This window comes from Bacillus salipaludis (assembly GCF_030938565.1).
Classification (GTDB): domain Bacteria; phylum Bacillota; class Bacilli; order Bacillales; family Cytobacillaceae; genus Neobacillus; species Neobacillus salipaludis_A.
Genome location: NZ_JAVGVR010000001.1, coordinates 291,289 through 316,375 on the forward strand (window position 1 = coordinate 291,289; position 25,087 = coordinate 316,375).

General features: G+C 43.8%; 31 protein-coding genes. 6 read left to right on the forward strand and 25 right to left on the reverse strand.

Annotated features, from left to right (window positions below; translation table 11 throughout):
- Nucleotides 1-99 precede the first annotated feature (99 nt).
- Nucleotides 100-402 carry a pore-forming ESAT-6 family protein gene (locus RCG21_RS01305; RefSeq protein ID WP_051590913.1) on the reverse strand — a complete coding sequence of 101 codons (303 nt, stop codon included), beginning with the start codon at nt 400-402 and terminating at the stop codon, nt 100-102.
- A gap of 33 nt (nt 403-435) precedes the next feature.
- A complete protein-coding gene (locus RCG21_RS01310; RefSeq protein WP_026572740.1) occupies nt 436-738 on the reverse strand; it encodes a WXG100 family type VII secretion target in 303 nt (100 codons plus the stop codon).
- A gap of 84 nt (nt 739-822) precedes the next feature.
- On the opposite strand from RCG21_RS01310, the gene RCG21_RS01315 reads away from it, so the two are divergent.
- Entirely contained in the window at nt 823-1,005 is a 183-nt protein-coding gene (locus RCG21_RS01315) for a hypothetical protein (RefSeq protein WP_308912808.1), read from the forward strand.
- A gap of 12 nt (nt 1,006-1,017) precedes the next feature.
- Here RCG21_RS01315 and RCG21_RS01320 read toward each other — a convergent pair whose 3' ends face one another.
- The 9 genes from RCG21_RS01320 to spoIIQ form a co-directional block, all read right to left on the reverse strand.
- The gene (locus RCG21_RS01320; protein ID WP_133332981.1) at nt 1,018-1,269 is read right to left on the reverse strand and encodes a ubiquitin family protein; all 252 of its coding nucleotides are present in this window, start codon (nt 1,267-1,269) and stop codon (nt 1,018-1,020) included.
- Entirely contained in the window at nt 1,262-5,827 is a 4,566-nt protein-coding gene (essC, locus tag RCG21_RS01325) for a type VII secretion protein EssC (RefSeq protein WP_308912809.1), read from the reverse strand. Before essC ends, RCG21_RS01320 begins: the two co-directional genes overlap by 8 nt.
- A 71-nt stretch (nt 5,828-5,898) precedes the next feature.
- Entirely contained in the window at nt 5,899-6,147 is a 249-nt protein-coding gene (locus RCG21_RS01330) for a hypothetical protein (protein WP_308912810.1), read from the reverse strand.
- A gap of 61 nt (nt 6,148-6,208) precedes the next feature.
- Nucleotides 6,209-7,009 (reverse strand): YfjC family protein, encoded by an 801-nt coding sequence (locus tag RCG21_RS01335; protein ID WP_308912811.1) that lies wholly within the window; start codon nt 7,007-7,009, stop codon nt 6,209-6,211.
- 179 nt (nt 7,010-7,188) lie between these two features.
- Entirely contained in the window at nt 7,189-7,524 is a 336-nt protein-coding gene (locus RCG21_RS01340) for a hypothetical protein (RefSeq protein WP_133332977.1), read from the reverse strand.
- A 31-nt stretch (nt 7,525-7,555) separates the two neighbouring features.
- A complete protein-coding gene (locus RCG21_RS01345) occupies nt 7,556-8,719 on the reverse strand; it encodes a hypothetical protein (RefSeq protein ID WP_133332976.1) in 1,164 nt (387 codons plus the stop codon).
- Between the two features lie 14 nt (nt 8,720-8,733).
- Nucleotides 8,734-9,063 (reverse strand): hypothetical protein, encoded by a 330-nt coding sequence (locus tag RCG21_RS01350; protein WP_133332975.1) that lies wholly within the window; start codon nt 9,061-9,063, stop codon nt 8,734-8,736.
- Between the two features lie 187 nt (nt 9,064-9,250).
- Complete coding sequence (locus RCG21_RS01355; RefSeq protein WP_133332974.1) at nt 9,251-11,245, reverse strand: penicillin-binding transpeptidase domain-containing protein; 1,995 nt, start codon at nt 11,243-11,245, stop codon at nt 9,251-9,253.
- 279 nt (nt 11,246-11,524) lie between these two features.
- The gene (gene spoIIQ / locus RCG21_RS01360) at nt 11,525-12,388 is read right to left on the reverse strand and encodes a stage II sporulation protein SpoIIQ (protein WP_133332973.1); all 864 of its coding nucleotides are present in this window, start codon (nt 12,386-12,388) and stop codon (nt 11,525-11,527) included.
- Between the two features lie 119 nt (nt 12,389-12,507).
- Here spoIIQ and RCG21_RS01365 point away from each other — a divergent pair, with 119 nt between their 5' ends.
- Nucleotides 12,508-12,930, forward strand: coding sequence for a VanZ family protein (locus tag RCG21_RS01365; RefSeq protein ID WP_133332972.1), 423 nt, complete (start codon nt 12,508-12,510; stop codon nt 12,928-12,930).
- Here RCG21_RS01365 and RCG21_RS01370 read toward each other — a convergent pair.
- The 10 genes from RCG21_RS01370 to RCG21_RS01415 all read right to left on the reverse strand — a co-directional run bounded on the left by RCG21_RS01370 (nt 12,855) and on the right by RCG21_RS01415 (nt 19,621).
- Nucleotides 12,855-13,874: an NERD domain-containing protein gene (locus RCG21_RS01370; RefSeq protein WP_308912812.1), complete on the reverse strand. Its 1,020-nt coding sequence runs from the start codon at nt 13,872-13,874 to the stop codon at nt 12,855-12,857. The two genes, RCG21_RS01365 and RCG21_RS01370, sit on opposite strands and share 76 nt — an antisense overlap.
- Before the next feature lie 169 nt (nt 13,875-14,043).
- Complete coding sequence (locus RCG21_RS01375; RefSeq protein ID WP_308912813.1) at nt 14,044-14,199, reverse strand: hypothetical protein; 156 nt, start codon at nt 14,197-14,199, stop codon at nt 14,044-14,046.
- 20 nt (nt 14,200-14,219) lie between these two features.
- On the reverse strand, nt 14,220-14,384 hold the full coding sequence (locus tag RCG21_RS01380; protein ID WP_308912814.1) for a hypothetical protein: 165 nt from the start codon (nt 14,382-14,384) through the stop codon (nt 14,220-14,222).
- A gap of 22 nt (nt 14,385-14,406) precedes the next feature.
- Nucleotides 14,407-14,643: a hypothetical protein gene (locus RCG21_RS01385; protein WP_308912815.1), complete on the reverse strand. Its 237-nt coding sequence runs from the start codon at nt 14,641-14,643 to the stop codon at nt 14,407-14,409.
- Nucleotides 14,644-14,711: 68 nt separating this feature from the next.
- Nucleotides 14,712-15,740, reverse strand: a complete 1,029-nt coding sequence (gene spoIID / locus RCG21_RS01390) for a stage II sporulation protein D (RefSeq protein WP_133332970.1) — start codon at nt 15,738-15,740, stop codon at nt 14,712-14,714.
- 414 nt (nt 15,741-16,154) lie between these two features.
- Nucleotides 16,155-17,459: a UDP-N-acetylglucosamine 1-carboxyvinyltransferase gene (gene murA / locus RCG21_RS01395; protein ID WP_133332969.1), complete on the reverse strand. Its 1,305-nt coding sequence runs from the start codon at nt 17,457-17,459 to the stop codon at nt 16,155-16,157.
- Between the two features lie 32 nt (nt 17,460-17,491).
- Entirely contained in the window at nt 17,492-18,241 is a 750-nt protein-coding gene (locus RCG21_RS01400; protein WP_235824708.1) for a YwmB family TATA-box binding protein, read from the reverse strand.
- A 264-nt stretch (nt 18,242-18,505) separates the two neighbouring features.
- Complete coding sequence (locus tag RCG21_RS01405) at nt 18,506-18,736, reverse strand: DUF1146 family protein (protein ID WP_133332968.1); 231 nt, start codon at nt 18,734-18,736, stop codon at nt 18,506-18,508.
- 147 nt (nt 18,737-18,883) lie between these two features.
- Nucleotides 18,884-19,063: a hypothetical protein gene (locus tag RCG21_RS01410; protein WP_133332967.1), complete on the reverse strand. Its 180-nt coding sequence runs from the start codon at nt 19,061-19,063 to the stop codon at nt 18,884-18,886.
- 231 nt (nt 19,064-19,294) lie between these two features.
- On the reverse strand, nt 19,295-19,621 hold the full coding sequence (locus RCG21_RS01415) for a YflT domain-containing protein (RefSeq protein ID WP_308912816.1): 327 nt from the start codon (nt 19,619-19,621) through the stop codon (nt 19,295-19,297).
- A gap of 197 nt (nt 19,622-19,818) precedes the next feature.
- On the opposite strand from RCG21_RS01415, the gene RCG21_RS01420 reads away from it, so the two are divergent.
- Both RCG21_RS01420 and RCG21_RS01425 read left to right on the forward strand, forming a co-directional pair.
- Nucleotides 19,819-20,202, forward strand: coding sequence for an IDEAL domain-containing protein (locus RCG21_RS01420; protein WP_308912817.1), 384 nt, complete (start codon nt 19,819-19,821; stop codon nt 20,200-20,202).
- A gap of 36 nt (nt 20,203-20,238) precedes the next feature.
- Nucleotides 20,239-20,493 carry a GlsB/YeaQ/YmgE family stress response membrane protein gene (locus RCG21_RS01425; protein WP_133332964.1) on the forward strand — a complete coding sequence of 85 codons (255 nt, stop codon included), beginning with the start codon at nt 20,239-20,241 and terminating at the stop codon, nt 20,491-20,493.
- Nucleotides 20,494-20,532: 39 nt separating this feature from the next.
- Here RCG21_RS01425 and RCG21_RS01430 read toward each other — a convergent pair whose 3' ends face one another.
- Complete coding sequence (locus RCG21_RS01430; protein WP_133332963.1) at nt 20,533-20,751, reverse strand: YczO family protein; 219 nt, start codon at nt 20,749-20,751, stop codon at nt 20,533-20,535.
- 300 nt (nt 20,752-21,051) lie between these two features.
- The gene (locus RCG21_RS01435) at nt 21,052-21,402 is read right to left on the reverse strand and encodes a hydrolase (RefSeq protein ID WP_308912818.1); all 351 of its coding nucleotides are present in this window, start codon (nt 21,400-21,402) and stop codon (nt 21,052-21,054) included.
- Between the two features lie 155 nt (nt 21,403-21,557).
- Here RCG21_RS01435 and RCG21_RS01440 point away from each other — a divergent pair, with 155 nt between their 5' ends.
- Nucleotides 21,558-21,815 carry a GlsB/YeaQ/YmgE family stress response membrane protein gene (locus RCG21_RS01440; protein ID WP_308912819.1) on the forward strand — a complete coding sequence of 86 codons (258 nt, stop codon included), beginning with the start codon at nt 21,558-21,560 and terminating at the stop codon, nt 21,813-21,815.
- A gap of 40 nt (nt 21,816-21,855) precedes the next feature.
- Here RCG21_RS01440 and cls read toward each other — a convergent pair whose 3' ends face one another.
- Nucleotides 21,856-23,355, reverse strand: a complete 1,500-nt coding sequence (gene cls / locus RCG21_RS01445) for a cardiolipin synthase (RefSeq protein WP_308912820.1) — start codon at nt 23,353-23,355, stop codon at nt 21,856-21,858.
- An 81-nt stretch (nt 23,356-23,436) separates the two neighbouring features.
- Complete coding sequence (locus tag RCG21_RS01450; RefSeq protein ID WP_133332959.1) at nt 23,437-23,826, reverse strand: KGG domain-containing protein; 390 nt, start codon at nt 23,824-23,826, stop codon at nt 23,437-23,439.
- Nucleotides 23,827-24,175: 349 nt separating this feature from the next.
- On the opposite strand from RCG21_RS01450, the gene RCG21_RS01455 reads away from it, so the two are divergent.
- Complete coding sequence (locus RCG21_RS01455; RefSeq protein WP_308912821.1) at nt 24,176-25,045, forward strand: SDR family oxidoreductase; 870 nt, start codon at nt 24,176-24,178, stop codon at nt 25,043-25,045.
- Nucleotides 25,046-25,087 lie beyond the last annotated feature (42 nt).

A 25,087-nucleotide genomic window follows, 5' to 3' on the forward strand; every position in this document is an offset into this window, starting at 1 on the left:
CTAAACTCCCCTCCCTATGTTAGTGGTGCCTGACAAAATTCGACAGGTGCCAGGCACCACCCGAATTTTCTTGTTCCACAGAATGTTCCACAATCTAAATTATTTGAATGCGCTGGCGTTATTGTTGATGGCTGTTTCTGTGCTGTCGTATGAGTTTACGGTTTGGTCTAAGAATTTTCCGTAGCTTTCGACGATTTCGCGGAAGTTATCGAATTTTGGTACTAGTGAGTTAAAGTTGTTTCTGATTGTGTTGGATGCATCACTGTTCCACGCATTGGCTAAGGCGTTCATTTCTTTTTTGATTTCGTCCAGTCTCGCTGTTAAATTGTGGTTTAACGTGCGGATTTGGCTGGCGGTACTAGTGACCTCATTAAGGCCAATTTTAATTCCTTCAATTGTCATGGGTTCCACCTCTCTTTCCTAGCAATCTACTTATTAGTTTGTCAGACGTTTCGCTCCAGAAATGATATCTTGCTGTGTGTTTCTGTAAGTTTTTGCGCTAACTTTTAGGAAATCGGAGTATTGTCTCATAAGCTGAGTCATTTTTTGGAAATCATCCGTAAATCCTTTGATTTGGGTCGTATATGCAACGTTATCCTGCCCTTGCCAAGCAGCCTGCATTCCGTCTACTTCTTGAAAAAGTGCTTTATAAAGTCTTTCGTATTCAGCTGATTGCTGATCAATCTTATTTGCTGCGTCTTCCAGCTTAGCCGGATCTACCATAATGGATCTTGCCATGTTTTTTCACCTCCTTTAAAGTGTTTTCGTTCGCTGTTTGGCGGTTGGACACCTATCCGACAATGGGCAAACCTTATACGACAATTGGATACCGCTATCCAACAATGGGCGAGCTTTATACAACAATTGGACTCCTATCCAACAATTGGCGATGCTTTTACGACAATTGGACACCGCCATCCGACAATTGGCGAACTTTATACGACAATTGGACACCGCTATCCGACAATGGGCGGCGAACCTTATCCAACAATAAGCCAAGCCTAAAGCCAAACCCATTCACAGCAGCATCAACTTCGCCCCATTCTTCAAGCCAAGCTCCTCAATCGTCCTGCCTAAGTCCAAAACATTCCCCGTCTTCCGGTCACAAAGAATTGTCTGCTCAGACGCCTTATAATAGCCCTGAGATAACTCAGAAACCGTATTCGACAACAACATTAAAACTTCATACAGCTTACTTTTTACCGGAATAAACACATCAAAGGAACGTGAGGCGGCGGGGTTATAGACTTCAACTAAAATCTTACGCATATTGCACCGCCCCCTCTACAAGAACCTCTGCAGCAGTCACAAGCTTCAAAAGCTTCACTTTGTCCTTCTGGATGACATAGCCAAAGCCCTCCGGCAGCTCTCCATATAGGTCGTTCGTGATTTTGCCAATCTTAAAGACATATTGCTCAGCAATCCCATTGCCAACCCAAATCGCTTGATTTAGCGACACCTGTTTTTGGAACCACGCATCATACATCATCGGACTGATTTTATCCGCTGCATCAGCGATGATCATCGTCACATTCAGCCCGTCGCCTTTTTCTAAAAAGACCTTCAGCTTATCCTTGCCATCCTCTGACAACTCTGCCATTAACCCGCTCAATGAATTCACCAAACAGGTAATTTTCTCAAACACCGGCGGCGCTAAGCCTTCAGCAATAGCATCCTTCGTTGTGTTGTTGCGATACACCAACGTATTAAACAAGTGCACAACCATCTCTTCTAGTCGTTCCGACTCAACCACATATTGGTACCCGCTATAAAGGTCGGCCGCAAAGCCTGCCCCAGCATCGAGAACCATGACCTCACCGTCCGTATCGCGCGACACAACCTCAGCAAGTCCCTGCATAAACCCAGAGCAATCATCCACACTCAACGCCGATACAAAATTCACAAACGAGGCATCAAAATCATACCCGGCAACCGCCAAAGACCCTTTTTCAATCCCAATCGGCACACCCGAAACGCCATCGAAATCAGCCAAATAGTGAACATCTACCTTCTCTGGCAATAGCGGCACCCGATTCGCCCGAGTGCCCTGCCACTGATAACTCCGGCAATACTCGGTCACAAAGCGATACAAGTCGGACGAAGCACGCCCAATTTGCGCCACCTGAAACTCGTAAACGGCATCCGTCTTAAATATCCCCCGGCCTTTAAATTTCGATGGATAAACCCCATCAACATGTCCCAGTACCCCGGAGTATTCAGAAGCATCATTCAACTGCAGCACATACAACTGTTTAAAGTTCTGCAACAGGCGGTACCTTATCGCCCCTGTATTCAACGCCGTCACCACAAAATAAACCCCATATTTCAGACCCTCGCGCGTCAAGTAGGAAATCGTTTCCTCATATTGCTCATACGTTTCAGCGAACGCCGCATAATTATGGATGACTACCACCAATGACGGAACCGTCTCTGGCGACCTTTTATTAAAGGCCCTGAAGTCGCCCCCGTACTCAGCAAATCGCTTCTTCCTGACAGCCATTTCAGCTGTAATCATTTTAAAGAGGCTATCAATCTTCTCCGCATCATGCGAAAGCATAACATCGCCGACATGCGGCGCCTCGCGATACCAGCTCAAAGTCTCAGAGCCAAAATCGAGGAGATAAAGATGGACCTCGTCCGGCGTGTGCTCTTCCATCAACGAGTAAATGAGAGTAGTTAACAGCGTTGTCTTCCCGCTGCCGGCCACCCCGTAGACGACCGTATTGCCTTCAAACGGCAACCTCAGAACACTCTGCCGTTGATTCGCCGGATCATCGTATTCACCAATAACCGGATTCAATCCGAGGTCAGCAGCCGAAACAAAGCCGTACTTCGCCTTCAATTCATCCACATAAATATCAGCTGGTATTGGTTCAAGCCACAGTGGCTTCACCTGAATCCGTTCCTGCTCCGCAAGCGCTGCAAGATATTTCACCACTTCATCAATTTGCTTCGAAGGATTCTTCACACGACGCTCCCGCTCAAGCCGCGCCTTCTTCACAACACGCCCTAAATGGTCGATAATCTCAATCCCATCATCCTTCCGCTTCTCCACTCGATCAGCAGGATAATACGGCGCCCCAGCCCACGCTGACTGCCCAAGCTCAAACAGCTCGTTGTAGCCGACTTGCAGGAAGAAACGACCGGTTTGCGATAATTCCGCGGCATCCGGGCGCTTGATGACCTCCATACTGTCGGCCTTCTCCTGCACCTTCAAGCTGATCCGGAACTTACTGTTACTCCAAATCTGATCATCGACAACCCCAGAAGGCTTCTGCGTCGCCAAAATCAAATGCACGCCCAGGCTCCGGCCAATCCGCGCCGCACTGACCAGCTGGTCCATGAATTCCGGCTGCTGCGTCTTTAACTCAGCAAACTCATCGGAAATCATCAATAAATGCTGCAAAGGCTCCGTGACAACGCCCTCGCGGTACAGCTTTTGGTATTTGTAAATATCAATATTGCTCTCGTTCAAGCGCCGGCTCGTTTCGCTAAAAATGGCCTGGCGCCGCTTCAATTCACTTTGAATTGAAATCAGCGACCGCTTCACCGCCGCACCGTCCAGATTGGTAATCGTCCCGGCGAGATGGGGCAGGTTCCAGAAGGCATTCGCCATGCCGCCGCCCTTATAGTCAATCAAAATAAACGCCACTTCGTCTGGATGGTAATTGACCGCAAGCGATAAAATCAGCGTCATAATCAATTCACTTTTTCCCGAACCGGTCATCCCGGCAATCAGCCCGTGAGGACCGTGATATTTTTCGTGAAGGTCAATAGAAAAGTGTTCACCGCGCATGTTGACCCCAATTGGAGTCCTCATCGCGAGAGTCGGATTATTTTCACTCCACCGTGTCAACGCGTTTAAATGATCAATTTTCCCGACCCCAAACATCTCTAAAAACGTCATCATCTCCGGCAAAGTGAAGGCTTCAACGGATGAAGCAAGCTGGATATTGGCCAACTTGACCGCAATCTCCTCGGCATCCTTCTTGAAATAAATATCGGGCTCAAATGCCTGATATCTACCTGAGAGGTCATCCTTGTCATAGATTTTTCCAGTCATACCATCCAACTCGACAACATTCGTGCATTCCTTCGGCAGCTTTTCAAGGTCATCATAAAGGGTGATCAAGCTGAAGCCCAGTTTCCCCTTTAAAAGCAAATTGACCATTTCCGCTTTTCCCGCCAGCTCCTTGTTCATTGAAAACACGACATAATGCGGCGGTGCGGGCTCCCACTCCTGCTCTTCCCGAAGCACAAGCTCCTTCTCAAAATAAGCCGAAAGCTCCTTGATTTCATTGTCATCCGTCGCCATAAAGCGAATGGATTTCTCATCATCCCACACATGTGGCAGCCATTTCACAAACTCCCACGGCTCAGATGGATCGTAAATAAACACGAGCTTAAGCTCGTCATAACTATGTAACGCCGCTAATTGAAAAATAATCCCCTTGACTAAATCGATGACATTTTCTCGGGGACCGATGATCCCACTCACTCGCTCTTCGATCAACGACAGGGTGACGGGCACCTGCGGGAGAATTTTCGGAGCATCGACCAATTGGTACAATGCCTCTTGAAGATTGTCATCCTCTAATGTAAATTTCTTTTCAGGATACTTGATTTCCGCCACCATCGATAAATCGCCAATCCCGACACGGACCCGTAAGAAATCCTCTTGCCCGATGACCCGTTCCCACAAATTGCGTTCGCGCCGGTCAATCCGTTGCAAGCAATTTTCAAGCGAAACATGGTTTTCGTGGAGAATCTCGCATTGATGTGAGCATTCTGCCGTAATCGCTCTTTTCATGTCTTCTATGTATTGTAAGTATTTTTCCTGGCGGATTTTCTCCTGAGCAATCCGCCGTTTCTTTTCATACCGTTTCGTTAAAATCGGCCAAAGAATCATCCCAATCAGCATACTGACCGACATCACCAAAGTCGGCATCGCGTACATCATATCACCGTTTGTCCGCATGACATTGAGCACAGCGAACACCCCGGTTGCAAGCGAGGCCATCCCCATCGTAATCGATGGGCCGAGCATTAACATGAGCGGTGTCTCATCCGGCGCCTGCGGCTGCGGCGGCGGGTCAATTTTGATCGTTTTCCGCTCAACCTCCCGCTTAAATCGCGGCGAGCGATAGAACAGATCTTCATTCTTTTCTTCTATTAAAAAATCATCGAGCTCGTCGTCTTCTTCGATAACCGGCTTCTGCACTGCAAACGGCTGAAAACTGCCCATGTCTAAAAACACAAGCTGATGCGGATTATTTAATGAAAGCATGTGGCCATTAAAGATAATCCGTAAGCCCATAATCGAGATGACATCGCCGATTGCGAGAACTTTTTCGCTAATTCTTTCTCCGTTTACATACGTGCCGTTTGAGCTGTTTAGATCGCGCAGCTTCGCCTGTCCATCGCTGCTGTATTCAATCAATGCGTGTGTGCTGGAAACGAGTTTATTCGTAAAACAAATATGATTATCCTTGGCACGGCCAATCTTCACCACGTCACGGGTCACAATATGTCTTGTAAACTCGTTGCGGTCCTCGCTGAACGGCTCAGCATAGAGAAGGGCCGAGGGATCGCCGTCCCGGTCGATGGTATAGGTCATGAATGGTTCAAGCAGCGCTTTCGGATCGGAATCTTTCAAATGGGCATATTTATTCGACTTAACATACCATTTACCCGCTTCCGCTTCGACCGCCATTAAATCTTTCGGATTACCCGCGTTGTCTTCAGTTGTCAGAATATATCTTCCGGTAATTTTTTCGGGAAGTACGAGTGTGAAAGCCTTGCCCCGATCAAAAAGCGTTAAAATCACAACCATTCTCTCCTTAACGTGACAGCACGAAATTATATTAAAATAGCATTAAATAAAAAAACGAGCACTCTCTATCTAAAATCTGCGATATTTCTTGGGCCATAAATAATGATTGCGATAATTAAGAGTACAAGGAAAAGCCGCTTTCCGCGTTTATCGGCCATGCGATATTCCTTGATCAGGTGAAGAATTGTCACTACAATCATTAGAATAAAAAAGCTGCCAATAAACATGGAACCAATTGCCATGGCAATATTATAAAACCTAGTAAAAAATTGCGGGTTCCTAATCAGCGCTGCACTGAATAATAGAATGGTCAAACCCGCACTCCAAGCGGAGACACTCTTCTACGTATTTTTCAGCATGAACCGACTTACCCTTTTATTCCACATTCGCCGCGGCCATCCCTACTCCATCCAACAAATCGCACCACTCTTCATGGGTGCTTAACTGAATTTTTACCGGTTTAACGGCATGATCACTGTATTCAATCAGCCAGATTCCTTGTTTCGAAGGAAGAAAGAATACAATATTTTCAAGGTAGGGATCGGCTTCAAGGCCTTCCAGCTGGAAAAATGAAATATTAAACAACGACCAGTCTTCTGCTTGCAAATCGCTCACAAACTGTTCAAAGCCTTCCTCTTCTTCCGCTGTAAAGCGGCACATCTTTCTTACCTTCTTTTCCTTACCGGGCTTGCTTAATAAATCAAACGCCTTGTCGGTCAGATTAAACTCAAGCCTTTTTTCAAGCGGCGCATCGGAAAAGGAATAATAATCCCGGACAATCGCCGGAATCTCCTCGCGGTGGATATAGGCAAATTCATGAATGATGTCCCGGTCAATCACATGGGTCATCCACGTGCTCCCTTCAATATGGTGAAGCATCAAAATATTGGACTTCGCTTGATTCGAGCAGCGAATCATCCATTTCGATTCGACATAGGAACGTATAAATTCTTGGACTTCCACGCTTATCGGGCTCTCGCCATTTGCATCCTTTTCTTCGTCCCAGAGCTGTTTCTGGATTAATTGGTGGACGGCCGCTTCCATGATCGCCTGCCATTCTTTTTCACTTTTCTTCCCAAAAGAAGCTTCCGCAATCGTTTTGGCCACACTTGGATACCCATTTACGGTAACCAACAGGGCCAGTTCCTCCGACGTACAGGTCATCAAATAGTCCATCGTTTCACAGTCCTTTAATTTTTGGCTTTGTTTTTCCGCTCCAGGCGCAAGCGGTTCGTGGGCGGTCTGGGGAGCCTCCTCGTCGCTTACGCTCCTGCGGGGTCTCCCCTACTCCGTACTCCCACAGGAGTCTTCGCACCTTCCACTCCAATCAAAAAAGAGAGCTTCACATCATCTTTTTATAAAAAAATCATTTCCAATATATTTTTAATTACATAGTAGATAATCACGCATACCACACACAAAATACTGATTGAGATGAGCAGCAGGATCTTTCTGACGATCCAAGAAAACTTCATAAATCTATTATTGAGGTACGGTCCGACCCCAAGTACAGCGACCATACAAAATGTGGACACACGTTGAAATAGATTTCGCGGGTTTTCATAAACCCATGCTTCATACGGACCCAGGATCACCCTGCCCATGACCAATACCAATGCACTAAATGACATTTGGACACAAAAATAATAGGCGACAATATCTAAAATTACTCTTACTGTTTCAGGTGTCATATTCCAACCCTAACCTTCATTTGATATGTACTTAGTTAAACCAGCTCTTGACTGATTTGAAGCCACTGCTTATCTTACTGCCGAGATATCTTCCCCCGGATTCGGCAGCTCCGCCAATCTTCTCGCCGACATCCTTAATTTGGTTTTCAAACACCATACTGCCGACACCGCCGACCAAACCGCCCACGGCACCGCCGACGATAATTCCTACTGGGCCGCCGACCGACCCAATCATTGCCCCCAGCTGGGCACCTCCGGTAATGGCACCAAAATCGGCAAGAATTCCGGCAGACGCCCTCCCTAATTTTTCGCCAGTGTTTTTCCCGACATTATCGTCACTCCATAATTCCGATAAGTTTGCTCCAATAGAAATGCCCCAGCCTACTACTGGAATCTTCTTCGCAGCACCATACAATCCTCTCGCCTTCAAGACCTCTTCTGCTACTTCCTTTGTGCCAATTGTAATTCGGTTTTTGAAGGTGGAGGATAGCGTTTTTCCCTTTAACATCGAATTAACGTTCTTTGGAAAACCGGCTACGTGTTTCAACAATGCCGATGGGCTTGAATAGGATGCGACAAACTTATGGAGTTGTTTAACAAGTGGATTCGAAGGATTGGATTTGGAAAAGTCATAAATCATCCGGGCAACTTTCGAGCTGTACCCCCCTCTGCTTGTCCAGGAAGGGTCCGCTTTCACGGTAAATTTGTAGTCCCCCTTTATTTTCTGAAGGAAGGATGGCTTGCCGTTAATATAATTGATCTTCAGCTTACGTGAAAGGGCACCAGTCGTTGCAACGGAAAGAAGCTGCGTTGCAATCAAAGCAGCGTCACTTTTACTTAAATTACTATTAAATGAATTTAAAAAATTAATAATCGCCAGGAACGTCGGCTTCCCTTTCTTCGTGGAGATCGCATCAAAAGATTTCTCCGTCAGTCCCCTTTCCACCCGCCAATACTGCTCTGCTGAATGGTCAATAAACTGCTCTAACGCCTTTACCTGTCTTTCGAGATTACTTATTTCTTTTACCGCCCCATCCATTCTCGAGAGAAGGTTGTTTCTTCCCGTGATTTTATAATTGATGGAAAACATGAGCGTGGATAATCCGTCCTTCATATCCAACAATTTTGAGGAATCTGGTGCGAGGCCAGCACCGGTGCTTTTTACAAAATCAGGTTGAATTTTAATCCGCGACACGATTCACACCTCCCTTACTTTTTGTCATGTGCTTTCTTCGCTTTTGCCTCCGCTTCAGCTTTTGCTTTCGCCTCTCGCTCTGCCTTCGCTTCTTCTTCCCGATTAATATCGTTTGCGGCGCTCCTTACATCCGAACTGATCCCCTCTAATTTGGAGGCCAGAGCCGCCATATCCCGGCTCATTTGCTCGATCGCCTGATTCACATACAACATTTCCTCCGCTTGCCAGCCATTATTTAAATTGCCTCTTGCCCTTACTAAATGCTGCTGCACATCACGAAGTGTTGAGGCATAATGGCTTATTTTATTGGCCTGGGAATGGGCGGCATGAACATTAATTCCCACTAAATCACCTACTTAACTGTTAAAAACTTCCCTATTTTTTATTCATTATAAAAGTTATCAATTTATTATTCTATACAATAGGGAAAAGTTGGGTAATTCATCCCGGTAGGAAGAGGGTATAAATTCCCACCTTTAGATAAATCTTCAAATAAAAAAAACCAGGCAGTTTCCCACCTGGTTTTTCGCTCTATTTCCACATCTTAAAGACCTTCGTCAGTTTCTTCACCGGTACCTGCGAGCCACCGCGCTTCTCGACGTTCTCGATCATCATCGCCATCATCAGATTCGGTTTCTTCGGATTGTACGCAATGAACCAGCCATTTTGCGTTCCCAGCTCACCCTGCTTCTGCTTAATTTCAGCGGTCCCCGTTTTACCGGCAAGCGGATAACCAGGAATATTCGCAGCACGTGCTGTTCCGCCTGGGTCCGTCACAACCTTCCGTAACATCGGTGCAATTGTTGCCACCGCATCCGGTGTCATCGCCTGCTCCTGAAGCACCTGGCTCTTCTTATCACCTGCAAGCAATATTGGCTTGATCATATTGCCACTGTTCACAAGCGGCGTATAAGCGTCCATCAAACTCACGATATTCATCTGAATCTGCCCTTGACCATAGCCTGAATCGGCTAGTGAAATTTCACTGCCAAGACTGCCAATCGTCGGTTTTTCCAATGGGAACGGATAGTCTTGTTCTTTTTCAAACCCAAATTTCTTCAACCCGTCCACAAACGCCGTCCGGCCTGTTTTCAGCGCTGCTTGTGCAAAGTAAATATTGTCGGAGTATACAAATGCTTTTTCAAGATTAACCGGGCTAGCCTCGTGGACCCGTGTCACATAATAGCCGCCCCATGACTTGCTCTTCTGCCATTTCAGCCCTTTTATCGCCACCGACTGCCCCGGTGTGATTGCCTTGTTCTCAAGCGCAATCGCCGCCGTAATCGGCTTCATCACCGAGCCCGGTGCATACGTCTGTTTAAAGCGTGTCGTCAGCGGCATCTTTTTATTGCTCTGCAGTGCCTTCCACTCGGATGCCGAGAATCCAAGCGACGCCTGATTCGGGTCAAACGACGGACTGCTCACGAGTGCGAGTGTTTCCCCTGTCGTCGGGTTCATTGCCCCCGCTGTCCCAGCATCGCCCTGCATCTCATCATAAATACTTGCCTGCAGCTCCGCATCAATTGTCAGCTTGATCCTCTTGCCGTTCTCGACCGGCTTCTCCGCAAGCACCTCTTCTTTGCCATTCTTCTTAATTGTAATCTTCACACCTGTCTGGCCCTTGAGCTCCTGATCATACACCTGCTCGAGGCCGCGCTTCCCAACAAGATCCTGAGCGGTGTAGCCCTTCGACTCCAGCTCCTTCAACTCATCCGCGGTAATAGCACCGACATAACCAACGAGCTGTGCCGCCGCCTCCTTATATGGATAAATCCGTGCTGGCACATCCTTTGTGACGACCGACTGGATGCTCATCAGCTGATTGATCGTCTTATGATCATCAAGCGGAATCCTTCTCAGCGGCACAAACAGCTCCGGCTTCACCCAGCCTGCCCCAAGATCCTGTTCAATCTGTTCCTTTGAGATATCTAACAGCTTCGCCAGTTGTGCGACGATCTGTGCTTTTTTGTCACCCATCTTGCCAGGAACGACACCGACTTCCATCACATCGCCATTTACCGCGAGCCCATTGCCATTGCGGTCAAGAATTTCCCCGCGTTCAGGGCTTGTCGTGCTGAGACCAATCTTATCGCCCTTCTGCAATTTTGGAAAAATGAACCCTGTATTCCAGTCGACGTACCAGTTTTTCTTATCGTCCTTTTCCTCTTTTTTCAACTTCGCCTTGTAAGTGAAGTTAATCGGTCCAGCCACACTATTCATCTTGGCATTAAAAGAATAGGTTGCTTTCTCTTCATCTGCTTGTTTATCTTCTTTCGGCTTTTTGAAATTGACTTTGAGGTCCGTAATTTGCAAGTCTTTATAGATCTTTTCATAGCGCGAGGTGAACTCCTCTTTGGAGATGGATTTTTTCGCGCTCGTTGAAAGGTAATCATACATTTGGTCAAATTTTTGTTGGTTCCATAATTTTATGTATGCAGCAAATCGGTCCTGCGGCGCCGGTTCTTTGTTGCAGCCGGCAAGGATGATTACGAATCCAAGCAGCAGCACCCCGATTAGTTTTTTCACGGATACTCCCCCCTTTTTTCTATTATTTTACCATCGAAGGGAGCTCCCGACCAATTTTTAGGAGGTGAAAAAAGGAAAAAGGAGCTGAGGCTATGTTAAGGACTACCCTCATCTTGGAAGCCGCACTAGGTTCCTTTTTCTAAAGGCTCTTTTAAACCTGGTTGTTGATTTCCGCTCCAATCAACGTTGTTTAAAATCAACATTGTCCTTTAACACAGCCTTTCTAAAAAAAACACAAAAAAGAGGAAAGTTTATTCCCCTTTCCCCTCAGTTCCATTATTATGAATTTGTGTCGGAAGAGCTGTCAGATGGTGTGCCATCTTCTTCAGAAGATGTGCCTTGGTCATCTTGAGTGTTTGTGCTGTCATCAATCTTTTGATCGTCTGGAGTTTTCGTGCTGTCATCGATCTTTTGATTGTTAGCTTTATCTTCCGTTACTTTTTCTGTTGTGTCCGCTGCTGGTGTTGTGTTTTCTTCCTGTAACGCGCTTAACGTTTTGTTAAAATAGTTATCAGGATTGACTGGAACATCATCTTTGCGGATTTCAAAGTGTACATGGGTACCAGCTTTTTCATTGAATAGGCTTTGTCCAGCTTTGGCAATGACTTCGCCTTGTTTCACTTGCTCGCCAACCTTGACCTTCATGTCATTAACGGATGAATATTGGGTTACTACCCCTTTTTCATGTTCGATTTCAATGACGTTACCTAAAGTAGCATCTTCGTTTACTTTTGTAACTGTTCCACTTAAGGCAGCAACTACATCAAATGTTTCCCCGTTTTTCATCGTGATGTCGATACCGGTGTTTGGAACGTATTGATTGTTGTAATGAACTAATGCTGCGACTTGCTCTTCCTTGCTCGCTTTGAAATCATAGAATTTCTTTTCTATAACGGCGGTGTCGGAATTTGCCACTGGCATTTTAAAGTTTTCCATTGCTTTGTTGACTTCAACAGATGGTTCGTTGAATTTTTTCTGAGCGATGTCTGTAGCTTTGTTGTCTTTAGTCGAACTGGTAAGGTTCGTGTACCAAAGTACACCGGTCAGAATGATTGCTGCACTTGCGATATAAATGGCTGGAAATACCCAACGCTTTTTGAAAAAGCTTTTCTGAGAAGATCGTTTGTTTTCTTCCTCTCTCATTTTCATCACCTCAGCAATCATTCTGAACAGATAAGTAGAATTATATACACGAGGTGGAAAAATTTTTTTAGTTTTTGTCAAGGGTTTTGTTTTTATGCATGGAAAGGTGGAATTCTTTTATGAAGTTTTTTAAGTGGGTGCTCCGTTTGCTGCCCATTGCTTATATGGCGGTGATTTGGATCCAGTCGAGTTTTTCTTCGGATCATTTTGTCACCCTGCCCAAGGAGAGTCTCGATAACACGATTAAAGAATCGCTGCACTTGGTTGAGTTTGCGATTTTGTATGTTTTACTAGTGTTGGCGTTTTTGACGCGCCGATCCAGTTTGAGTGTGCGGTTGAATATAGCCTGTGCGGTGTTTGCTGCGCTTTACGGCATCAGCGACGAGATTCATCAATCGTTCAATCCGACCCGCTCTGCCTCGTTTTTTGATCTATTTAAAGACTTTGTCGGGATTGGGGTTTGCTTCTATTTTGTGCATGGTGCTTTGTTTAAGGGAAGGTTTGCCGGATTGCGGAAGGTACTGGGGCTTGTGGGAGCATAATAGACTCGCCCCTTGTTTGCCCCATTAAAAGGTAAATTCATGGAAGTTAGAATCGTATAAGCCACTTTACGGGATGAAATATGTAGAAGCGCACATAGTTCAGCGTTTGTGATCGTGGGTTTAATCAGAAGGAAATAATCGTTGATAAGTTGAACATGGGTATCTTTAGACTTTTTCCCGCAATCTCGGCAATACCAAATACCTCTTTGATAAATCATTGGACGTGTATGACAGTTGGGGCAGCGTACTCCTGAAAGAAGTTCTTTGGGGGAAATCTTGAATTTTTCAAGGATATCTGGATCATCCGGAACATGGTTCGCAAGTAATAGGCGCGTGATTTTCTTTAAATCCTTTGCCTCCATTCTTTCCTGACAACTGTTTTCGATCAGTTCAATTTTGCCAAGCAGACCTTCGCTATTGCAGATATTCCGATTAATCTCGTAATTATTGGTGTCCGTGATGATGACCGTTTCTTCTTTACTGTTTACAAAAAGGTACATAGTCGGCGGTACTGGATGATTACGGTCCTCTAACCATTTCCTCAGCTTCCGCGCCTGTGTCTTGGCCTGTAGGACCGGGTTCTTTATTCTGGTCCTTTTATTGTTTTGTTTAAGCGTGGTTTGGTTAAAATTCCTTTCGAAAATAATTTCACCACCCCTATTTTTTACTTCAAGGACGAGGAAGAATGAGGTACATAAAATCAGAATATCAATTTGAAAATAGTATTCTCCATCGAAGAGGCGGAGGTCGTGGATGATATCATATTTTTTCATAGAGAGCTGACTTAAATAGAAAACTAGTGACTTCTCCCCTTTATACCCTCTCATTTTACTACTATATTCTTGGAGAATTTCCGGCAATGTTGGGGAATCTGAAGGTAGTCCTCTAATCAAGGCCTCAAGTTTAGGAATGATTGGGGGAATTGTGCATGGTTTTAGGATCATAAGCATCTTCCTTTCATTTTTTGTATTATTTCTTCTTTGTTATGAGTTTCCCTGCAAAAATCGCTTTATTTCAATGACAAATTTGTGTCGGTTTGAGGTTAGTTTTTCAAAGGACTCTTATTTATGTTCCATTTCAATTGGTTTATGTTCCATTCGTGTCGCTATATGTTCAATCGACTATTTTCCATTCAAAAAGCCAGGCGCATGCCTGGCTCAGGTCACTTTCCTCCCCCATTTCTAATCCAGAAGGCCTTTTCTCGTTGATCCCACCCTTTTTAATTACCTTTTTCAATGGGATCTCCAACTTATTTTCCATTGCATTCATTTTATGTTCCAACTCCACCATTATATGTTCCCATCAACTTTTTTCCTTTCAAAAAGCCCGGCGCATGCCTGGCTCAGGTCACTCTCCTCCCCCATTTCTAATCCAGAAGACCTTTTCTCGTTGATCCCACCCTCTTTAATTACCTTTATCAATGGGATCTCCAACTTATATTCCATTGCATTCATTTTATGTTCCGATTCACCTCATTTATGTTCTAACTCCACCATTATATGTTCCCATCAACTTTTTTCCTTTCAAAAAGCCAGGCCTCGCCTGGCTCAACTCATTTTCCCACCCCATTTTTAATCTAGAAGACCTTTTCTCGTTGATCCCACCCTTTTTAATTACCTTTTTCAATGGGATCTCCAACTTATGTTCCATTGCATTCATTTTATGTTCCGATTCACCTTGTTTATGCTCCATTGACCTGGATTTATGTTCCAAACTCCCCTCTCCCCAACCACAACACAAAAAAAGCCAGACAAATATTTGCCTGGCTCCCCCAATCCCCACTACTTCGCCGCTGTAATCGTCGCTAACATATTCTGGGCCGAAGTAATCTGTACACCTTGATAATAGTGCTTCACGATCTGCTTATAATCTTTGCCCTCCGCCGCCATTCCGTTCGCTCCGTACTGGCTCATTCCGACACCGTGGCCAAAACCTTTGGTCGCAATAATGATATTGTCGCCCTTCCGGCTCCACGTGAAATCAGACGACTTTAAATCCAACTTATCGCGGATATCTTTACCGGTTAGAATTTTCCCATTAAAATCAACTTTTCCAACACGATGCCCCGCCGTCCGGTCAATAATTTTTCCAATCGTTGATCCAGACCCAAGCTGCACACCTAGCTTCGCCTGAAATTGTGCTACAGAGACCACCTGTTGGTTATAGAATTTCGGTGAATTTTTATCCCACGGGCTTGCAACACTGCGTAGATATGGGTAGGCGTCCGGCCAATAATCCTCGGAATTTTCCGTGTAGCCATTACTAGTGGAGAAAAAGGAAGCATCGATGGGCTCGCCTTTATATGTAATAATCTGGCCGCTGGTCGCCCTGACTGCCTCAAGTACCTTTTTCTTCTTCCAAGAATAATCCATTCCCCACTCTCGCTTCAGCTCATCATCGCTTTTGTACACCTGATGCATCTGAGTATCTGTTACCTCTGCACCCTTTGGAACACCAAGAGGCTTTTTACTCCTCAATCTCTCCACAATATATGTCCTTGCGGTTAAAGCCTGAGCCTTAAGGGCTTCTTCCTTGAAATCTGCAGGCATTTCCGCTGCCACAACTCCAACAAGATAATTCTCAAGCGGTACCGTTTCAATTTTTTCCTTCGCTGCACGGTAGACCGACACTTCCACCGCAGAATCTGCAGACACGGTCGAAGTTTCCTTTGCCTTGGCCTTTGTTAGATCCTCGCCCAGTTTCCCATTTGCCTCACCTTGCGCAAACGGCAACACCAGAACCGCGGGGATAAGCAAAGTCACGGCAAATAGAATAGACGCTAGTACGATGAGTGGTTTGAAATTTTTCATGAAAGTGCCTCCAGTGTGAAATTTATGGTGACAGGCACCGTCCGTGGACTTTTCAGCATTTTTGTCCGTGTGGAATGGACATAGATTTCCCTTTCGCAAGGCAACGCTAAACAGTCCCCTGTACCTATCTTACTCATTTCATCATATGGAGGTGGACAAGCATTTATGACTTTTAAATGATTAAATTTGGACTTGATTAAAAGCTCTCAAAAAGCAAAAACCGAAGAATGCACCTGTCGGACATCAGACAGCCACTTTCTCCGGTTTACCCGTATTTATTCATTTCCAGGCACTCTTCACATACCGCTGATCCTTGATTCTAACTCAAGTGCCTAAACAATAGTGCCTGTCACCATTGTGAATAGTTCACAATCTTACCACAACCACACTCACAACAGCGACTCCCACTAAAAATTAAGCATTCATATCCGAAATTAATTTCTCGATATAAATCTCATCTTCTTCTTTCACACGCTCGATATCTGCACCTAATGCAGCTAGCTTCTCATGGAAATCTACATATCCACGGTCTAAATGCTTCAATTCGGTCACACGTGTCACACCATCTGCAACTAAGCCAGTCAAAATCAAGGCTGCTGCTGCACGAAGATCGGTTGCAGACACCTCGGCGCCCTGTAAATTAGACAGGCCATTTAAAATAACCGAACGTCCTTCAATCTTAATATCAGCGTTCATTCTGCGGAATTCCTCCACATGCATGAAGCGATTTTCAAAAACCGTTTCCGTAATCATCGAAGTACCTTCTGCGCGAAGCAATAACGCCATCATTTGCGACTGCATATCCGTTGGAAAACCTGGATGCGGCATCGTTTTAATGTCGACTGACTTCAAGCGCTCTGGTCCAATGACACGAACTCCGTCAAATTCTTCTATAATCTTAACACCCATCTCTTCCATTTTGGCAATCAAAGAAGACAAGTGCTCTGGAACTGCTCCTCGAACAAGCACATTTCCGCCGGTAATCGCCGCAGCCACCATGAACGTACCTGCCTCGATTCGGTCAGGAATAATGTTATGATCTGCCCCAAATAAACGATCGACACCCTCAATACGAAGCGTGCCTGTTCCGGCGCCTCTTACCTTTGCGCCCATTTTGTTCAAGAAGTTTGCCAAATCGACGATTTCTGGTTCTTTTGCGACGTTTTCGATGACGGTCGTTCCAACCGCTAGCGATGCCGCCATCATAATGTTTTCTGTTGCACCAACACTTGGGAAGTCCAAGTAAATCTTTGCACCTCTTAAGCGGCCATCAACCTCCGCCTCGATAAAGCCATTTCCAACCTTAACCTTTGCACCCATGGCTTCAAAGCCTTTAAGATGCTGATCAATTGGGCGGGATCCGATGGCACAGCCGCCAGGCAAAGCTACCCGAGCCCGGCCATTTCGGGCTAATAATGATCCCATTACAAGGACAGACGCACGCATCTTCCGAACATATTCGAAAGGCGCTTCCTCTTTTAACACTCTGGATGCATCAACGACAACTGTATTATTTTCAAACACTACTTCAGCGTTTAGATTACGTAATACTTCATTAATTGTGTATACATCGGAGAGTGTAGGTACATCACGAATTACACTTTTTCCATCACTTGCTAATAATGTTGCAGCGATAACAGGCAAAACGGCATTCTTTGCACCTTCTACTTTCACCGTTCCATGAAGCCTTTGTCCGCCGCGGACGATAATCTTTTCCAAGAGTATTCCCCTCCGCGTCCATTTTCTCTATATTAATATTCAATCGTTATGATTGGTGTGCCAACTACTACGGTAGTCTCTGCGCCCAATCCTTCGGAGCGTACCCCAATTTGTAGATTCAGATCTGTTTTTGCATCCCCAATCGACTCTGAGAAGTCAGGTGAAAATGCCGTTACAGACATGAACGTCTCCTCTTTTAACGCTTCGATTTTTTTCGCATTCAAGGCAGACAGCAATTCATTCACTGTTGCAGGTAAAGCCTTATCCATCTTATCACCGACAATACCCTTCATACAAGAAAAAACTGTCGGTTTTCCTCGAAATACATCGCTTAGCCTATTTTTGAATTGATTCGTTGTGAAAAAGGACTCTGTAGCCTTATTCCACTCCTTGCCGCTGACCTTATATACTATATACGCATCGATCGGTTGGTTTGTGCGGGACGACATAATTTGAAGTGTTTCTATGTGGTGGTTTGAAGCTGGAGATACTGCTGTCACTTCCCATTTTTGGCTGGTGTTTGCTGTGGACCAATCCCAATCTGGAAACTTCCGCTTAAGCTCCTCTGCATAAACCTGTACGTCTTTTTCACTTTTTAGGTCAACCAAATGTTCCCGTGCATATAAAGTCCATTCACTCGGCATAATATTTTTTGTTTGAAAAATAGAACCAATCTTCATCAAATCCAGGCTTTCATTTTTTGCCGCTTCTGTATTTCGATTCCCCAAAACAACTGTAATCAAACTTAAAATGGCAAGGATGCCAAAAATATATTTCTTCAACCGACTCTCCCCCTTACTACCAGTGTTTCCAATGATGGGAAGAGCATACTTGGGAATTCTCGTCACTTTTAGACAAATACGTAAATTCTATCAAGTTCGGTTTTTCACAAAGTCGTGCTTTACAACATTACCGTATGTAATCACACAAAGAGAATTGTACTCAAAAACCGGACAAATTGGAACATGTATGAAGACCTAAATATTTACCAATTTGCTCGCTCGAGATTTCAATTCCTATAGCTGGACCATTCATAAAGCCTTACATTACTGAAACATCATCGGGAGCTGCTGTGACCATTGTAGATAGTCTAGGAAAAAGTTACTAACTGTTGACCCGAGGAAAATTGCCAATAATATGTATAACAGCCGTGCCTGAAAGACATGATTCGCCTTCAGCACTTTTTCCAAGCGGATCGCCTGCAGCGCCCACCAGGACAAGGCAATAAATACCAAATGTGAAGCAATACTTAATAACGCAATTTGTCCGAAATCCACTCTGTCATCACTCCTCCTTGATGATAGTCTAACATATTGACGAATGAAAATCGGAAAAGTTTCATTTTGTACCAAAGTAAAAAAAAATTAACTGCCTAAACACAGTTTACAGTGATTAAACGGTGTTTAGGCAGTTAATAAAAATAGTTAAAGCCCATTCCAAATCTTATTTAAATTTAAGGGCACATAGATTCGATCCCCCTGAATTTCTCGGTGAATGATCGGGTCTTCGAAAAATTGGTCCAGGCTCCGTTTTCCGCTCACTTTATGACGGGCCCGCTTGTGAATACCCCGTAATTTTTCTAAGCTTTGATTTGAAAATTTCATTATAATTCTCCTCTCTTTTATTTTTTTGGCTGTGTTTAACATGGTTGTTGATTTCCGCTCCAGGATGCTCGCTTTCCGCGGGGCGGGCGGTGAGCCTCCTCGGCGCTGAAAGCACCTGTGGGGTCTCACCTGTCCCGCTGCTCCCGCAGGAGTCTCGCACCTTCCGCTCCAATCAACATGATCTTTAACAAAACTTTTTTTAAAGAGCGAGCCTTCAAGACCCGCTTTCTATTAAGCTGATTTTGAAGCGATTACTACGACTTTACCGTGGTCCATTTCTTCCTCATAGCGCTCTGCTTCCGAATTTGATAATCCTAATGACTCGAGCATCGTTCGAAGTTCGTCTCCCCGAGAGCGAAATACATTTGCAAGGGAATCGAATACACCCTGTTCGGCAACACCGATATCGGAAATGTCTAAGGCATCGGTTAAATCCTCTGAGCGATTTTTGTCATGCGCCAGTAAATAAATTTCATTTTTGCTGAACCCTTTACCCATTAATTGTTCAATTTCCTTTTTTGCCTGCACGCCATTTTCTACAATTTTAACGGTTTCCATTTGTAAATCCCTCCAGAAAAATTAGTTTGCCCTTAGTGGACTTGTCTTTTATGTAACCGCTTCTTGAAAAATTAAAACCTATTTTTCTAAAATTCTATTTATTTTTATTGGTTAGGTTACATAGCAGGCGATTAGGGGTAAATACGTAACATCTAATTCATTCTTTCAACAACGAAAATTTGATTGGAGGTATATATATGAGGAAACTGGTTTGTAAAGCTTGTGGCAATGCTGAATTTTATGTGTTAAATGTTCGTGAAACACTGTGCAAAAAATGCGGGTTACGGTTAACCCAACCAAGTGACTACCTTAGGGAGGAGTCACAGCATAGAAAAGAGCAGCTGTATTTAGAAACAAAACGGCAGGCGGAAACTATTTCAAAAATCAGCCTGTTAAAGCGAAAAATTGACCAATGTCTCGACGACCGAGATCAAGAAAAATTTAAACAGTTAACCTATGAATTAAGGGTGTGCCAGTATTTTTTAAAAACAGGAAGAAATGAGGCTCAAACTCGTTTCAAGGATAAGATTAAACAGGAAGGACAGAAAAAAGGGTTACTGTTTGAAGATAAGGGTATTTAATCACCACCTTTTCATAATCGAAAGGAGCGAACAATTATGGGATTTATCTGGACTTTATTTATTGGTGGAATTATCGGCTGGCTGGCAGGGCTTCTTCTTGGAAGTGACATCCCCGGAGGAATTATCGGAAATATGATTGCTGGATTCATCGGCGCCTGGCTTGGTTCCCTTTTATTAGGAACATGGGGACCTGTCATTGCAGGTTTTTACATTATACCGGCAATTATTGGTGCCATCATCCTTGTCCTCGTTGTTGGTCTCATCTTAAGAGGTGTAAGAAGTAGAACATAATGAAAAAGACTGCAGAAAATGCAGTCTTTTTTCATTTCTTCATTCCATCCCTGTCTTATATTTTTTTTCACTTGAGGAAGTATCTTTTGAATCATGTTTTGCCTTTTCTTCCCGCTGCTCTTCCTTCAAATCCTCTACAGGAATCGGGTCCACGTTTTGTTCGCTTTCAAATCGATCGAACAAGCTTTCATTCTCTGTAGGGTATTGTTCAGGATGGTCCCTTGATTCCACCAAATACACTTTTTTCTTCTCATTCATTTCCTATCACCCCATTGGTTACATACCCTCTTGTTCCGAACTCCAAACTAATTCGTGAATGATGAAAAATGTAGAAAATCTAAAGAAATTGCCACACAAAACTATGTTACATCCTTCAAGAAAGGGGAAAAAATAAATATGATAGAAAATTCAAATATTTTATAACCGGGAGGAATTAAAAATGAAATTCTATACACGTGAATGGCTTTTACTTAGCAAGGAAATTAAGATAAAACTGATTCGTTTAGCGATTTTAGAAAATGAAAAAAGAGCCTAATCCTATAAGGCTCTTAATTTCATTTATCTAAAATTTTGGTTTCGTATCCTTAAAAAGTCGTTATTTAGAATCCCCATCTCCTTGATATGATCACGAGTTTTTTCATCTCCGAGCTGATAAATGAACGCATAGATTATAACCATTCGTGCATCATATTCTTTATTTTGTGGGTCATGATGATATTCAAGAAAAGGAACATGGGACCGGATATAGCTTTCCCAATCTGTCTGGTAGTTTTCATCGAATAACTGTTTAAGACTTTTGATTTGACTGTCTGTCGCCTCCACTTTAAAATCCCATTCCAACTCAAAAGGCTCCCTCGCTATTTCATGTGATTGAATATTAATAAAGTAGCTCTGTTTTTGTTGTTCCACTTATTTCGCCTCCCACCTCTTTTATTATCCTGTACCCCCAACGATGGCGAGTTAATCATTTAACCCCCTTTTAAGCATCGTTTTAGTTTATTCAGTGAAATTTCGGGTACTTATATACCATAGACATTATTTAAAATTGAAGGGAGAGAATCTGTATGGGATTTATTTGGTCATTAATTATTGGGGGCGTTATCGGTTGGTTAGCGGGTCTAATCATGCATCGTGATCTGCCAGGAGGGATCATTGGGAATATTATTGCAGGATTTATTGGTGCCTGGCTCGGCTCACTCATTTTTGGAGATTGGGGTCCGGAAATTGGAGGCTTCTTTTTTATCCCCGCATTAATTGGAGCGATTATTCTCGTATTAATCGTAAGCTTTGTCATAAAAGGCATGCGACGAGAAGCACATTAAAAATAACAGAGAGGCTGCAAATGCAGCCTCTCTTTCGCTTTTATAATACTCCCGAAAACAGCCGGGCAAAGGATTCTTTTACCCTCTCCTCCATTCCTCTTTTATAAAATTCCACAGGACGAAGCCGGCAGCACTCCTGTAAATCTTCCTCATAATGCCGGGTTAAATCCTGAATCGATTCCGTTCCTGTTAAAAACAAATTGACTTCCAGGTTCAGACGAAAACTTCGCATATCCATATTGGCTGTTCCAATCGTAGCCAGGTCCCCATCGACGATGATGATTTTTTCATGTAAAAATCCTTTTTGATACAGGTACACTTCGATTCCATTTCGTAATGCCTCCGGGAAATAGGACTGCGAAGCATATTGCGTGAGGAAACCATCATTTCTCTCCGGCACCATGATGCGGACCTGTATTCCCTTTTGTGCCGCAATTCTTAGGGCCGTCCGGATTGCCTGATTGGGAACAAAATAAGGCGAGGCAATCCAAATCGATTTTGTTGCACATGAGATCATCGTATAATAGTGATCACTCATATCCTCCGTTTCAGGCCCAGTGGCCACGACATGCACCAGTCCATCCGCTTCTGCCGGTATTACCCTCTGATACCGTTCATCCTTCAAAAGCATTTCTCCGGTAACATCCATCCAATCTAATAAAAAAACCGCGTGGAGTGTTTGAACAGCTTCCCCTTTAAGAAGGACATGCGTGTCCCGCCAGAAACCAATATCTTCGTCTTCTCCGAGGTATTCCACCCCGATATTCAAGCCCCCGACAAAGCCGGTTTTCCCGTCAATAACCATGATTTTACGATGATTACGAAAATTAAACTTTTGATTAAATAATCCGCTCCTAATCGGGTTAAAGGGATGGACATGGATACCGGCGTTCTTCATCCTGTTCACATCGGAGCTTGATAAGGATACACTTCCGACCGCATCATACATAAGGCGTACCTCCAACCCTGCTTTTGCCTTTTCCATTAAAATCTCGATAATCTCCTTGCCTAATCGGTCAGACCGAAAGATGTAATATTCCATATGAATAAACTCGTTTGCTTCCCTCAGCCTTCTTTTTATTTCTTGGAATGTTTCTGTCCCGTCTTTTAATATCGTGGTTTTTGTATGGGGATCTGAATGCGTGACACTTACTTTATTAAGATAACGTACGAAGCACTGTTGGTGATTATTCAGCTTTGAAAAGTCTGTCTTCCTAACCCTTTTACTAATTGTTTCGAGTACTTCGCGATCATTCGCACGCTTACGTTTAAAAAGAGTCCCTTTTAATAAAAGTTGACCGGAATACCAATAAAATAGATACCCTATTACCGGTAAAAACAATAAAATATAAATCCATAATAGTGTGTTTTGTGCCGAGCGATATTCAAGCATTAAGGAAAATATCGTGATCAAAATAATTACTCCGTAGAATGACAGGCACAATACTTTCCACTTAAATGAAATGTCTGTCAACACCACCAAATATCCTAGAATCACGATGAATATCACAAAGACAAATTCGATTGTTTGTTTTTTCATCCAGGCAATCCCCCTATAGTAAAGAAGCTTGCACAAATTTGTGCAAGCTCTTTTCTGGTCGTTTTCATCTATTTAAAAGGGTTAATCATCATCACGTTGGTTACTGCGGGACTTTCCGCCTTTTTCTCCGATTTCTTGATAAAATTCTTTATCATGGTTTTCGGAGGTTGCCTCTCCGCCTTTTCGGCCAATCTCCTGATAAAACTCTTTATCATGATTCTCGGCTGTGGCCTCTCCGCCCTTTCTGCCGATTTCCTGATAAAACTCTTTATCATGATTTTCGGCTGTGGCTTCTCCGCCCTTTTGGCCAATCTCCTGATAAAACTCTTTATCATGATTCTCGGCTGTGGCTTCTCCACCTTTTCGACCGATCTCTTGGAAAAACTCTTTATCATGTTTTTCTGCAGTGGCTTGTCCACCCTTACGTCCTCTTTCTTCCATGCTCATATTATCATTATTATTGTTAGCCATTTTTATTTCCTCCCTTAAATTTTGATTGGTCTTTTTCTTTTCAGTAACAAGTGCCGCTCTCATTTTCAGATTGGAATATGAATCCTATAGCACTAGGTCTCCCCGCTGCTTTGGATAGAAACTGAGGTATTATCAGCAACTTTCAACAGGTTCATCCTATATACCTCCTTCTAAATTGACTTCGTCAGGTTAGCTTGTTTTTGTAACCTTGGTTATGATATACCACCTTTTTATCGGCGCAAAACTCTTTTTTGCCCCTTTATTTGTTTTAATTTTAATAGGTTTATGAATGATAGATTCGGGTAGGTATGACTATGATACAGATTAAATTTTAAAGGAGGAGATGAACATGACTTCTAAAAATCAACAGCAAAATGGACAACCCGCCCAGCATCAGGATCAACAGCCGGGAGTAACCTCTAAAATGGAACCTAAACCGCGTGATAAAGATTCCTCATACAAGGGCCGTGGGAAATTAAAGGGAAAAACAGCGCTTATTACCGGCGGGGATAGCGGAATCGGCAAAGCCGTTGCGATTGCCTTTGCAAAGGAGGGCGCGGACGTCGCCATTGTCTATTTGGATGAACATAAGGATGCTGAAGAAACACAGGCCCAAATAAAAGAGGAAGGTGTTCGTTGTCTTCTGATTCCAGGGGATATTGGAGACGAGGCTTTCTGTCAAGAGGCGCTCTCCAAGACGGTAGAAGAGTTGGGCGGTTTAGATATTTTAGTCAATAATGCCGCTGAGCAGCATCCACAGCAAAGTATTGAAGATATTAGTTCGGAACAGTTGGAAAAAACGTTCCGCACGAATATTTTTTCGATGTTTTATCTCACCAAATCCGCTCTTCAACATTTAAAAGAAGGTAGTGCAATTATTAATACGGCATCCGTTACAGCCTATGAGGGCAATGAACAGTTGATTGATTATTCAGCAACAAAAGGAGCCATCGTCTCCTTTACTCGATCAATGGCCAAATCTCTTGTGAAGAAAGGAATCCGAGTGAATGGTGTGGCTCCAGGTCCGATTTGGACCCCATTAATTCCATCCACCTTTCCCGAAGAAAAGGTTGAAAACTTTGGAAAAAACACGCCAATGGGCCGCTCGGGAAAACCGGAAGAACTTGCCCCTAGTTACGTGCTACTCGCGTCTGACGATTCGTCCTATATAACAGGACAAATCATTCATATTAACGGCGGTCAATTTATGACAAGTTAATAGTGCCTGTAAAAACACCTCCAAATTTTTCGGAGGTGTTTT